This window comes from Vibrio sp. R15-SG3-ISO1B (assembly GCF_059833835.1).
In genome coordinates this window covers 1-13,073 of the sequence record NZ_JCBDGG010000029.1, presented here as the reverse complement: position 1 = coordinate 13,073, position 13,073 = coordinate 1, and the positions used below count along the sequence as shown (strand labels likewise).

The following is a 13,073-nucleotide window of genomic DNA, read 5'->3' as shown; positions in this document are numbered from 1 at the left end:
GCCAGGTCATTTTTTCTGTAGAAAACCCAAGTTAGGTTGAAAATTGTAACAACAACCAAACAGGGACGAAACATATGGAACTCAAAAAAGATCCTCGCTGCTATACAGACGTGTGTATCGACGGTCGTTGGTTTCACCACGATCACTGCACGACTCGAGTCTACATGCTTAAGGGCGGTGCAGAGTGCGAGCTGGAGCTTGCCAAAACCCCCTCTACCGAAGATGAGCTTGTGCACTTAATTACTCAACAACAAAGTTAGTTTTTAGAAGTCGCTCTCACTCTTTGGTTTATCCGTCTATATCAACTTTTCTTTCACATTGATGAGACAAAAGCGACACGGTTTGTTCATAAGTCCTCCTTAGACTAGAGCCACATTCATCAAGGAGGATTTACTTTGTCTTTTCAATCTCATACCGCGCCTTTTGCTCTTCGTACATTGGCGATCACCGGCGTGTTGACCGCCCTTTCCGCTTGCTCATCACCTACAGAACAAAACAGTACGCTTGTTCCTGCGCTGAGTTGTACAGCAACTGTCGCACCTTCGCAAAGTGAGACTTCTATTGCAGGTTTAACGCTTGTGGGTCGATACGCGGCCGATGCGCCGTTTGCCACCTCGGCCGCTGAAATCGTCAAATACGATGCCTGCACTGACCAACTATTTGTTGTTAACGCACAGGCCAAGAAAGTCGATGTACTCACGCTTAGTCACGATCATGCCCCCAGTTTGAAGACGCAACTCGATCTTCAGCAAGCGGCGACACACGCAGGCATTGAGATTGGCGCAGCCAATAGTGTCTCAACGCATCAGGGGTGGATCGCGGTCGCGATTGAAAACAGCATCAAGCAAGAAGCGGGCATCATCGCGCTCTACCGCGGTGATACGTTTGAGCTGCTGACCACCTACCCTGCTGGCGCACTGCCAGATATGGTGAGTTTCTCCAAAGACGGTCGATATATCGCGGCCGCCAACGAGGGAGAACCCAACAGCGATTACAGCGTCGATCCAGAAGGCAGTGTCACCCTCATCGACCTTTCAACGGGTTATCACAATGCGATTGTCACGCAAATTGGCTTTACCGATTTCAATGAAGGTGGCGTCCGTCACGACGAATTGGGTAGCGATGTTCGACTCTCCGCTCCGGGTGCCAGCGTGCCCCAAGATCTCGAGCCGGAATACCTTGCCTTTGATGACAAAGGTCAGCTATTTGTGGCGCTGCAAGAGAACAACGCCCTCGCTAAAATTGATGTAACCACACGCCGAGTTGAGGCCATTTATGGACTGGGCGGCAAATCATGGTCTACTGCCACTCTTGATGCTTCAAATAAAGATAAAAGGCTCGGTTATTTTCAATCCTACCCACAGTTGGTTGGCCTTTATATGCCCGACTCCATTGCCACCTATTCAGTCGATGGCGTCAGCTATATCATCACGGCGAACGAAGGGGATGGCCGCGAGTATGGTTTCGATAGCACTCAACAGCAATGCGATACCAAGGGCTACCAATGGGATGGCGACGATTACTCTGGCACCGCTGATTATGGTTCAAAATTCGATTTTTGTATCGCGTATAGCGATGAATCACGAGGCAAAAAACTCAAGGTGAGTGACGATCATCCTCTGACTCTCGCGTTAAAAGATAATCAGCAGCTCGCACGATTAAAGGTGATCGACCCAGGCAAGACGTTACAGAAAGATGAGGTTGTCGAGGCGTTTGGCGCGCGATCGTTTTCTATTTGGAATGAGCAAGGCGAACGCGTTTACGATAGTGGCGATCAATTTGCACAGATTGTCTTCGCCACGCAGCCGGAGCACTTCAACAGCACCAATGACAACAACGACAGTGCAGACGACCGCAGTGATGATAAGGGCGTAGAACCTGAAGCGATCGAAGTGGCTCAGATTAACGACCGTCACTACGCGTTTATTGGCTTAGAACGTCAAGGCGGTATCATGGTGTATGACGTCACGGACCCTAGCGATGCGATGTTCCTTCACTATGTGAACCCGCGTGATTTTAACCAACCTGTCTGCACCAAAGTCGATGAGGGAGAATGTGACAACGAGACCTACAACCCTAAAGCCGGTGATTTAGGCCCTGAGTCGATTCATTATTTCACTCGAGCTGGCGAGCACTTTATCGCGGTCGGCAATGAAGTCAGCGGCACAACCTCGATTTTTCACATTGATTTGTAACTCTGCTCAATTGAGGCCGTCGTAACAGACGGCCTACTTAGCCTCAAGAATTCGCTGTCTAAAGCGAGCCTTCCTCAAGCGCCATTGCCACCGCTTCTGCCGCGTGAATGGCGACGGTGTCGAATAAAGCCACTGAGGTGTCTTGCTGTTTGACCAACAATCCTATTTCGGTGCAGCCCAGAATCACCCCTTGTGCGCCGGCTGCCGCTAACTCATCAATAATGGTGTGATAATCGTTTTTCGAGCGTGGATTGAGCGTTCCCAAGCAGAGCTCTTGATAAATCACGTCATGTACCAATCGGCGCTGCACGCCGTTGGGCACCAACACCTCAATACCAAATTTATCCGTTAACCTTTGTTTGTAGAACGCTTGTTCCATCGTAAATGCGGTGCCGAGTAATCCCACTTTTTCGATACCTTGCGCCTGAAGTGCACGCCCCGTTGCATCGGCAATGTGTAAGAGAGGAATCGACACGGCGCGCTCAACCTGCTCCGCCACCTTGTGCATCGTGTTGGTCGCTATGATGAAAAAATCGGCGCCAGCACGTTCGAGCGATTGCGCTGCCTGCGCCAATATCCCCCCCGTTGCCTCCCACTCACCTTGGTGTTGCAACGCTTCAATTTGTGCAAAGTCGACACTGTGGATAATCACTTTTGCGGAGTGCAAACCACCAAGCGCGGCTTTCACTCCCTGGTTGAGCTGCGCGTAGTAGGTTGCCGTTGACTCCCAACTCATGCCGCCAATCACGCCTATGGTTTTCATACTCTGTCCTTGTGAATTCGAATCATGCTCTTAGCCCACTCTATAGCAGGCATAGATCGCTCGCAAGCACCCGTTGGGTTGGTCGAATGCCAGGCCAACCCATTCTAAGTGCGTAAAAAAGCCCGGCTTAACCCCGGGCTGCCTAACTATCGAATCAAGGTATGGTTCACTATCCGGCAGTGGATGGTTTAATTCGATATAAGAGGGCAAAAAGTACCGGTACTACAATTAACGTGAGTACCGTCGCAAAGCCAAGCCCTGCCATAATGGTGATAGCCATTGAGCCAAAGAAGGCGTCAAACACCAGTGGAATCATGCCAAGAATGGTGGTTAATGCCGCCATACTGACCGGGCGCACACGGGAAATGGCACTGTCAAACACCGCTTGATAAGGATCTTTGCCTGCCGACAGTTCTATGTTGATTTGGTCGAGCAACACAATGCCGTTTTTCAAAATCATGCCACTCAAACTCAGTAACCCAAGAAACGCGGTGAAACTGAACGGCATATCCGTCGCCAGTAAGCCAATCGACACCCCGATAATCGAGAGCGGCACGGTAAACCAGATCACCAATGGCTTACGCAGCGAATTAAACAGCAGCATAGTGATGATGAACATCAATAAGTAGCCCATCGGCAACGAACCAAACAAGGCCTGCTGGGCATCTTTTGATGACTCATACTCGCCGCCCCAAGAGATCTCATAACCCTGTGGCAACGGCAGTGCTTCCACTTTCGGTTGTATGCGGGCAAAAAGGCTGGCCGGTGTTTCATGACCCAACACATCGTGATCGGCGAGTACGGTCAAGGTGCGTTTTCTGTCTCGACGCTGGATGAGCGGCTCTTGCCAATCCAATGCAACACCGTCAATCACCTGCTCCACTGGCACGTAAGTTTGCAACGTGGGGCTGTAAATTTTGACATTGGCTAACGATTCAAAATCAATGCGCTCTTGCTCGGGCAAACGAGCCAAGATCGGCAGCATATGCGTGCCATCCCGCAATAGGCCGATGGCTTTCCCGCCAAATGCCATTTGCAACGTATCGGAAAGGTCTTGTTTCGAGATACCTAATCGGCGCGCCTTCGATTCGTTGAACTGCGGCACCAACTGCTTGGAGCGTTCACGCCAATCATGACGCACATTTCGTGCCCCTTCATCTTGGAGCAGTACGTCTTCCACTTGCAGCGCAATATCACGCAATACTTGAGGATCTGGGCCGGTAATACGCGCTTCAATTTTTGAAGCAGGCGATGGCCCAAATTCCATCAGCTTAAACTGGAATGTCGGCTTGTTGAAACTCACAGCCAGAGTCTGATCTAACTCTTCCAGCAAGGTGAACATCGACTCGCGATCGTGGGTGCGCACTTGCAGCTGAGAATACGCTTCATAGCTTTTCTCAGGCTGGTAGGTCAACGCGAAACGTTGCAAGCCTTGACCCGTCGTGGTCGAGACAAACTCGACGTTCTCTTTTGAGCGAATAAACTGCTCAACTTTCTGCGTCTCTTGCAAGGTTTCACGAATGTCGGTGCCTTCCGGCATCCACATATCGACGTAAAACATCGGCGTGTTGGACGGTGGGAAAAACTGCTGTTTAACCAGGCCAAAGCCTCCGACCGCGACCACCAACAGACCAATCATGCTGGCGACAGTCAACCAACGAAAACGCAGGGCGAATTTAAGGCTCGCACCAAAGATGGCAAACAATACCCCTTGGTATGGGTCAGCGTCCTTGTCGTCACTTTGCGGCGCTTCTTTGAGCAACAAGTCAGCCAAGAATGGCGTGAGGGTCAAGGCCGTCACCCAACTTAAGAACAGCGAATAGCAGAGTACCCAAAATAGAGAACCCATAAACTCGCCTGTTGCATCTTCGGACAATCCAATCGGAGCAAACGCGGTAATCGCAATGACCGTCGCACCAAGCAATGGCCACTGGGTTTGTTTGACAATGTCGGTGGCCGCTTCAAGCTTAGATTTACCGCGCTTGAGACCGACCAAAATCCCCTCAACCACCACGATAGCGTTGTCCACCAGCATACCGAGCGCAATGATCAGTGCCCCTAGCGAAATTCGGTGCAACTCAACGTCATTTTGCTTCATCATAATGAAGGTGCCGAGCACGGTCAGCAGCAGCACAGCGCCAATAATCAACCCGCTACGCAGCCCCATCGCAAATAGCAGTACCACGATCACAATCGCCACGGCTTGGCCTAAGCTGACAATAAAGTCATCGACGGACTTTTCTACTTCCGCCGCTTGATTGTAGAAATAGTGGATATCCACACCCGCCGGTTTGATGGTTTCAAGCGCTGACAACTCCGCCTGCAAGGCTTTGCCTACTTCGACAACATTGACGCCCGCGCCAAAAGAGATGGCTAAGTTGATCGCTGGCTCACCATTGAAGGTCAGCACATTGGTCGGTTTCTCCTCAATGCCACGACTGATGGTCGCGACATCCTTGAGACGGATCAGATTCCCCGTATCTCGGCCATGAATGATCAAATCTTGCAGTTCTTGTTCAGAGGTCAATGAACCGTTCGGTCGAATGGTCAGCACTTGACCATTGACCATGATTTCGCCCGCCGATTGCACGCTGTTTTGCTGATCGAGCAAGCTCACCACGGAGTTCAAATCAAGATTCAATGCCGCCAATCGCTCCAAAGAGATCTCAACAAACAGTTGCTCTTGCTGATCACCACTGATCGCGACTTTGCCCACCCCAGGCACCAACTCCAGTTCGCGACGTAAATAATCGGCGTAACGTTTCAGTTCGATGTAGTCGTAATCCTGACCGGTCAACATCAACATGACGCCGTAGACATCACCAAAATCATCAATGATCTGAACAGAAGTGACGCCACTGGGCAGATTGGGTTTTAAATCATTGATCTTGCGACGCATTTCATCCCAGATTTGCGGTAATTCATCCGGTCCGTATTCCATTTCCATGCTCACGGTGATTTGTGACATGCCATTGGACGAGGTCGAGGTGATTTTATCGATATACGGCAGTTGACGAATCTCTTTCTCCAGCGGATACGTCAGCTCCTCTTCGACTTCTTGTGAGGTCGCGCCCGGATAGGTGGAGATAATCATGGCGTCTTTGATCGTAAAAGCCGGGTCTTCCAAGCGGCCTAAATCCATGAAAGAGGTGTAGCCACCCACGGCTAAGATGATCAGGAACAACCAACTGATCACTTTGTTCTTGATTGAATATTCGGCAATACTCACAGCTGCGCTCCTGAAATGTCCATGCCTTCTCGTAATTTGCGTAGGTTGGAGTTGATTAATACATCGCCTTGCTTAATACCACTGGCCACCAGCGCGCCTTGTCCTGTAATTTGGTCCACATTGATGGCGTAGCGATGCGCCTTGCCATCTTCCAGTTTCCAGACATAAAAGGCTTGCTGATCGCGCCCGGCATCAATGGCCGTCATCGGTACTTGGTACGCGTTGATTTGACTCAAACCCGCTTTGACCAAATCGACGGAAATTTTGGCGCTGGTGCCCGGAAGTAACCGCTGATCCAACGCGGGCATGCTCAGCCATAATTGGTAAGTTTGTGTTTGCGGGTGAAGCTCACTGGTGTGCTCAAGATAACGCATCGGATAACTGCCACTTAAGCCAGAAAAGGTCGCGACAGGTTGATATTGCTTAGCGTTCACGGTCGGATTTAGCATGGCGAGCACAGAATCGGACACTTCGATTTTCACGTAGACATTATCCGACTGATACAGTGACACCACCGACTCGCCCGGCGTGACGTTTTCAAACTTCTTCTTCTCAACCGACGCAATCACACCATCAAACGGCGCTTTCAAGCGTGTATAGTGCATTTGTGCCTTTGCCAAGCCCAAGTTTGCCTGCGCCAGTTGTAAGTTGGCGCTCAATTGATCAAGCTCCGCGCTCGAAATCATGTTCTCTTGGCGCAGGTTCTCACCGCGTTTTTGCTGTTTAAGCGCCAACTCGTAGCGAACTTGAGCATCAATCAAGGCTTGCTTCTCTTTCGAATCATCGAGCAGCGCAACCACCTGACCTTTAGTGACACTGTCACCCTCTTTCACCAACATGGCACTGATTTCGCCATCTAAACGAAAAGAGAGTGGTGTCAGTTCTGCGGGCATCACTTGGCCATTGAAATTGCGAAATTGACTCTCGACGGAGTGGTTCACTTCGTACGTCTCTACCAACAGATCATGGCGCGGACGATGCGCATTGTCTGGCGTGCATGCTGCGGTCAGACTGGCCGCCATCACTACCAATGAAAGATGAGAAAACTTCATCAGATACCTCCCTCTTTGGTCCACGCTTTGACTTGTTGACCGGGCATCAAGCGTTCCACTCCGGCTTGCACAATCAAGTCTCCTTGGTTAAGGCCCGAGGTAATATGGCCTTGCGCATCCACCATCACTTGCACAGTTTCCAACGTTTGGGTTTGGTCATCAAAACGATATAACTCACCATGATGCTGATCACGACTCACCCAGGCACTGTCATCAATAGCAAACTGACCTTGCAACTTCGCGTTGTGCAATTTCACCTGACCCGTCATCCCCGGCAGCAAATTAAGCGTTTCAGGGCGAGTGAATGTCAGGCTTGCGCGGTAACTGTTGGTGTCGCTGTCTGGCTCGGTCGAAATCTCTTTGAATTGGGCAGGAATCATCACGTCACGGTGACTATCCATCACTAACACAAAGTCAGAAGAACCAATATGAGACAAACCATAGCGCTCGGCGTAGCTCACAGGAATGGTGAACACCACATCCAGCACATCGTTATTGATGACATTGAGGACCACTTGGTTCGCCGCAACCACTTGATTCTCTCTGCTGAACGTAAGGGACACCACCCCATCAAAAGGGGCGACGATCTTCGTGTATTGAAGATCTGTCTTTGCCTGCTCTAGGGCGGCGGAGGCGGCTTTGTATTCTGTCTCACTTTGATCAAACGTATCCACACTGATGAGCTTCTTCTCGTGCAATTGTTTGGCGCGCAAGTAAGCGGTTTTCGCCAACTGGTATTGGGCCAGTTTCGCGTCGTAGGCCAATTGGTAATCGGTGTCATCAAGCTCGGCCAATACCTGACCTTTTTTCACTTCACTGCCCATGCGTACTGCCAAGGTGTCAATTTCACCGGCCACTTGAAAGGACAACTCTGCGCGGTCAGTGGCATCAATATTGGCAATAAACGAGTCAAAACGCTTTTTGTCCAAATCAGGCACTTCCAACAGTTTGACGGGTTTGACCACGGGGTTGGTGACCTCTGAATTAGCGGGATTGCACCCGGCTATCCACGAACTCACCGCAGCGACAAGCGCGAGCTTTGCCAAGGTAGGCATAGACTGTATCGATGTATCCATTATTATCACATCACAATTTATTACACACCCGTGCAGTATATGAGTTTTATTGGCGGGATCAATATTTATTTTCCACACGTACAATATAAAATTTGTTATAGTGTCTCGGTTTGTCACGCCGCTTAATGAAAGTTGAACTAAGATCTGGTAAAACTGCAATGTTGCAGATGTATGAAAGAAAACGATGACAGAAAGAAAACAAGGTAGACGCAGCGCACAAGACGCTGAGCAAACCAAATGTGAAATCATGAACATCGCCACTGAGCTGTTTTGCGAGCTGGGGTACGAACGCGTGTCGCTACGTAATATCAGTGAAAAAGCGGGCGTGTCTCATAGCCTGATCCGCCATCATTTCGGCAGCAAAGAACAAATTTGGTACGCCATCAGCGACGGCCTTCACCGTTACATGGAAAAGTACATGCGTGCCATCTTGGACAACATGCCCGAAGGGGCACCGCCGAATGTGCAGCTCTATCGTTTTGCGGTCCACTTGTTGGCAAATATGTTGCACTTCAAGCAACCGATCCAACTGATCGCAGACGCCGTGCGCCAAGAAGATGCGCTGTTTGATTACTTTATCGATAACAGTGGTGAAATTGAGAACATCGTCAAATCGCTCGAAACCGAGTACAACCAAGCGCACCCTGAGGCACCCATTAAGATTTTGGAAATGAAGTGGCTGATGATGATGTTTGCCCACGGCGCCGCTAGCCTGACCCCATTTATGAAAGAAACTTGGGCAGATGAAACCAGTGATTATCAGCAGTGTTTACTCAATCACTGGCGCATGTTCAATACCATGATGTCGCGTAAGTTCCATGTGGATCCACAAGACATACTCCACCCCACCAGCGTGGAAGCGCTGATTTTCGATGTGCCGTGTGAGTAATCACGCCTAGCCAACCCAAGGGCTTGTCGGTAACCGCATTCACTTCAGAACCAAAACTTCAGAATCAAAAAAAGCGCCAACTCAGGTTGGCGCTCGTTTCAACTTAAACTCCACCCATTTAGGCGTTCGACGATTGGCATACCTGCTGCTGCACTTGAACCGGCGCTGGCTCGTAGTGGCTGAGCGTCATGCTAAAGCTGCCTTCGCCTCCGGTGAGGGCGCGTAGACGGCGCGCGTAATCTTGCAGCTCATTAACCGGTGACTTCGCTTGCAAGCGCGTGAAGTTACCGTCAATCGGCACCGTCCCCTCAATCAAACCGCGATTACCCGACAGGTCGCCCGACACATCGCCGACGTTTTGAGTAGGAATTTGCAACTCCATCTGGACGATAGGCTCAAGCACAATCGGATCCGCTTGATTGACCGCATCAAGAAACGCCTTTTTTCCTGCGATGACAAACGCGATCTCTTTGGAGTCCACCGAGTGATATTTTCCATCGTTCACAGTCACTTCGATATCACGAATAGGATTGCCTGAAATCGCACCCTCTTCTAGCGCTTGACGGATACCCTTTTCAACCGCAGGGATCAACGAGGTAGGAATCGCGCCGCCAACCACTTTATTAACAAAGGCAAAGCCCGCGCCGCGCGGCAGCGGTCGAACCGACAAACTTACCTCACCAAATTGCCCCGCGCCACCACTCTGTTTTTTGTGTCGGTAATGGCCTTGCGCTGGCTTGGTGATGGTTTCAAAGTACTCAACGCTAGGTTGACTGGTTTCCACTTTTAACTTGTAGACGCTCTCCATTTTCTCCAGCGCAACTTTAAGGTGGAACTCGCCTTGACCACTGATGATGGTCTCATTGGTGCGCGCGCGGTGCTCAATCCGCAGCGAGGGATCTTCACAGGCGATTTTGCTCAGTACATCACCCAGTTTCTGCTCGTCGCCACGCTTGGTCGGTTTGAGGCACAGTGAGTACATAGAGTCAGGGAAATCGAGCGTTTTTAGGCTCACGCCATCTTCATCATGAGAGTCATGAACAATCGCATCAAACTCCAGCTCATCGACTTTCGCGAGCACGCAGAAATCCCCTGCTAACGCTTTTGAAATCTCGCGCCGCTCTTTTCCTTGCAACTGATAGAGATGCCCAACTTTGAACGGTTTATTACCATCGCCTATAAAGAGTTGGCTCCCAGCATTAATTTCACCTTGGAACACTCGTAAATAGGCCAGTTTGCCCATATAAGGATCAACGCTCACTTTGTAGACGTGTGCCACGCTGTGCGACAAGGTCTCACAATCGACGCGCACTTGTTTACCGTGTTTGACGAGCAGCGGCGGGTTACCTTCGTTTGGCATTGGCATAATTTCACTGAGCGTACGCAGCAGCAATTCCACACCAGCTCCGGTTTGGGCAGAAACAAAACAGATCGGGATAACGTGCCCGGTGCGCAATGCCTCTTCAAAAGGGTCATGCAGTTGACCCGCCGTCAACTCTGAACCTTGCTCAAGGTAGAGTTCCATCAGCTCTTCATCGACTTCGATCACTTGATCAATCAAGGTTTCGTGCGCCGCTTCGACATCGGTAAGCAGTGTTGATTGCTCATAGTTGGGCTCAAAATAGCAATCGACGACCGTCTTACCATCACGCGAAGGCAGGTTAATCGGCAAACAGTAGTCACCGAAATGTTCAATGATCATCCCCATCACTTGCTCAAGCCTATCACCATGATTATCCAGCTTGTTGATGATGATCATCTGACATTTTTTCTGCGCCTTAGCAAAGGCGTAGAGACGGTCAGCGGTTTGGTTGATGGGCATCTGCGGGTCAATCACTAGCGCCGTGGTTTCAACCGCAGGGTAGACACTGAATGTGCGCCCAAGCAGCTCTGCTTGTCCTGGGGTGTCGATAATATTGAGTCTGTGCTGCTGCCAACTGAGGGTAACAGGGGTCGCTTCAATGCTGTGTTGATATTGGATCGATTGAGCGTCGAAATCAGTGACAGTATCGCCTTTTTCAACGCTGCCAAGATGTGTGGTGGCATCGCAGGTGAAGAGCAGTTTTTCGATCAGCGTGGTTTTACCGCTACCTGCCTGACCGACAAATGCAATATTGCGTATCTTATTAAGTGGCATAACGCCTCCTAGCTTCTGTACGTGGTCATATCCCCTAGAGTGGGGTCATCGGCGTGGGAGTGTGGGCGGGATTACCGCCGAATCGTCTTCCATGTGAGTTTTCGAATAACGCTCTGCATAGGACCACCTAAGGGCAAATACATCGGGACTTCAACTGGGATACTGGTTCAGCATGCCGCAATAACCATATTTTTTATGTGACTTATTTCAAAACGTTAAAGGGACTTTTTGCATCAGTTATGTTTATGTTAACTCGCGCTTGTGGCATGCTGATTTCGTTGTGGTAACAAGGACATGATTAAATGGATAGCACTACTCCAAGACTCTCTTTACGTACAATTGAATCGGGTGATTATCCTCAGCTTGCAGAGCTGATGGACCTCGTCTTTCCCGATGTGGGTGGCGCATGGCCACGAATGACCATCATGGACCTGATTCACCAATTTCCTGATGGGCAAATCTGTATTGTCGATAACGATAAAATTGTTGGCGCCGCGCTGACGATCAAAGTCGATTACAATCGCTTCTCTCTGCCGCACACCTACACAGACATCATTACCGAGCAAAACGTGATTCAAAACCAGTCCTCGGGTGATGCCATGTACGGGCTGGATGTATTTGTCCACCCAGATTATCGCGGCCTACGTTTGGGACGCCGCCTCTATGACGCGCGCAAAGAACTGTGCCGAAATAAAAACTTCAAGGCGATTTTGGCGGGGGGACGCATCCCCAACTATCACAAATACGCCGACAAAATGACCGTGCCCGAGTACATCGATCAGGTCAAACGTCGCAAACTGCACGACCCGATTCTCTCTTTCCAGCTGGCCAACGATTTTGATGTAAAGCGCTTGATGCGTAATTATCTGCCTGAAGATGACGCATCGAAAGGCTACGCTACCCTGCTTGAGTGGGACAACTTCTTCTATGAAGAGGACATCATCTCTGTTCACGACATTGAAAAAACCTTGGTCCGCATTGGCGTGATTCAGTGGCAAATGCGCGCCATGCGCGATCTCGACGATTTGATGGACCAGGCCGAGTACTTTGTCAGCTCACTCTCTAACTACAAAGCGGACTTCGCGTTGTTCCCAGAGTTTTTTAATGCCCCGCTAATGGGCTTGCAGACTGGCCAAAACTCCGTCGAAGCGATTCGTTTTCTCGCCAGTTTCAGTGAAGAGATCAAAAACCGCTTCTCACAAATGGCCGTCACGTACAACATCAATATCATTGCCGGCAGTGTGCCAGTGGTGGAAGACGATCAGCTCTACAATGTCTCCTATCTGCTGCACCGTGATGGCGACATTGACGCGCAATACAAAATCCACATTACCCCGCACGAGCAAAAAGACTGGGTGATTGATGGCGGCGACAATGTGAAAGTGTTCGACACCGATGCGGGTCGAGTCGGCATTTTGATCTGCTATGACAGTGAATTCCCAGAGCTGGGCCGAATGATGGCCGAACAAGGCGTGCAAATCATCTTTGTGCCTTTCTGGACAGACACCAAAAACGGCTACCAGCGAGTGCGGATCTGCTCTCAAGCTCGGGCAATTGAAAATGAATGTTATGTCGCCATCGGCGGCAGTGTCGGCAACTTGCCAAGGGTCGATAATGTCGATATTCAATATGCTCAGTCTGCGGTCTTCTCGCCGTCCGACATCTATTTCCCTCACGACGCGACCTTAACCGAAGCGAGCGCCAACACCGAAATGATCATCTTTGCCGATGT

9 protein-coding genes are annotated in these 13,073 nt (G+C 50.2%); 4 read left to right on the top strand and 5 right to left on the bottom strand.

What is annotated here, in order from left to right; translation table 11 throughout:
* The first annotated feature begins 74 nt into the window (after positions 1–74).
* Positions 75–260: a hypothetical protein gene (locus AC6R0S_RS06960; protein ID WP_500629469.1), complete on the top strand. Its 186-nt coding sequence runs from the start codon at positions 75–77 to the stop codon at positions 258–260.
* Positions 261–395: 135 nt separating this feature from the next.
* Complete coding sequence (locus AC6R0S_RS06955) at positions 396–2,195, top strand: choice-of-anchor I family protein (RefSeq protein ID WP_500637516.1); 1,800 nt, start codon at positions 396–398, stop codon at positions 2,193–2,195.
* A gap of 58 nt (positions 2,196–2,253) precedes the next feature.
* Here the strand turns inward: AC6R0S_RS06955 and AC6R0S_RS06950 are convergent, their stop codons facing one another.
* The 4 genes from AC6R0S_RS06950 to AC6R0S_RS06935 form a co-directional block, all read right to left on the bottom strand.
* Positions 2,254–2,958 (bottom strand): aspartate/glutamate racemase family protein, encoded by a 705-nt coding sequence (locus tag AC6R0S_RS06950; RefSeq protein ID WP_500629471.1) that lies wholly within the window; start codon positions 2,956–2,958, stop codon positions 2,254–2,256.
* Between the two features lie 169 nt (positions 2,959–3,127).
* Entirely contained in the window at positions 3,128–6,187 is a 3,060-nt protein-coding gene (locus AC6R0S_RS06945; RefSeq protein WP_500637515.1) for an efflux RND transporter permease subunit, read from the bottom strand.
* Positions 6,184–7,239 (bottom strand): efflux RND transporter periplasmic adaptor subunit, encoded by a 1,056-nt coding sequence (locus AC6R0S_RS06940; RefSeq protein ID WP_500637514.1) that lies wholly within the window; start codon positions 7,237–7,239, stop codon positions 6,184–6,186. Before AC6R0S_RS06940 ends, AC6R0S_RS06945 begins: the two co-directional genes overlap by 4 nt.
* Positions 7,239–8,315 (bottom strand): efflux RND transporter periplasmic adaptor subunit, encoded by a 1,077-nt coding sequence (locus AC6R0S_RS06935; RefSeq protein ID WP_500637513.1) that lies wholly within the window; start codon positions 8,313–8,315, stop codon positions 7,239–7,241. The genes AC6R0S_RS06940 and AC6R0S_RS06935 overlap by 1 nt, the downstream gene beginning before the upstream one ends.
* Before the next feature lie 184 nt (positions 8,316–8,499).
* On the opposite strand from AC6R0S_RS06935, the gene AC6R0S_RS06930 reads away from it, so the two are divergent.
* Entirely contained in the window at positions 8,500–9,204 is a 705-nt protein-coding gene (locus AC6R0S_RS06930) for a TetR/AcrR family transcriptional regulator (protein ID WP_487901414.1), read from the top strand.
* Positions 9,205–9,322: 118 nt separating this feature from the next.
* Here the strand turns inward: AC6R0S_RS06930 and fusA are convergent, their stop codons facing one another.
* A complete protein-coding gene (fusA, locus tag AC6R0S_RS06925; protein WP_500637512.1) occupies positions 9,323–11,341 on the bottom strand; it encodes an elongation factor G in 2,019 nt (672 codons plus the stop codon).
* Positions 11,342–11,643: 302 nt separating this feature from the next.
* Between fusA and AC6R0S_RS06920 the strand changes: the two genes are divergently transcribed.
* Positions 11,644–13,073: GNAT family N-acetyltransferase (locus AC6R0S_RS06920; protein WP_500637511.1), on the top strand; the 1,430-nt coding region annotated here is incomplete at its 3' end.

What these genes read in the sequence shown, in the direction of transcription:
- AC6R0S_RS06960 (WP_500629469.1), top strand. Translation starts at nt 75, where the DNA reads ATGGAACTCAAAAAAGATCCTCGCTGCTATACAGACGTGTGTATCGAC.
- AC6R0S_RS06950 (WP_500629471.1), bottom strand. Translation starts at nt 2,958, where the DNA reads ATGAAAACCATAGGCGTGATTGGCGGCATGAGTTGGGAGTCAACGGCA.
- AC6R0S_RS06940 (WP_500637514.1), bottom strand. Translation starts at nt 7,239, where the DNA reads ATGAAGTTTTCTCATCTTTCATTGGTAGTGATGGCGGCCAGTCTGACC.
- AC6R0S_RS06935 (WP_500637513.1), bottom strand. Translation starts at nt 8,315, where the DNA reads ATGGATACATCGATACAGTCTATGCCTACCTTGGCAAAGCTCGCGCTT.
- AC6R0S_RS06930 (WP_487901414.1), top strand. Translation starts at nt 8,500, where the DNA reads ATGACAGAAAGAAAACAAGGTAGACGCAGCGCACAAGACGCTGAGCAA.
- fusA (WP_500637512.1), bottom strand. Translation starts at nt 11,341, where the DNA reads ATGCCACTTAATAAGATACGCAATATTGCATTTGTCGGTCAGGCAGGT.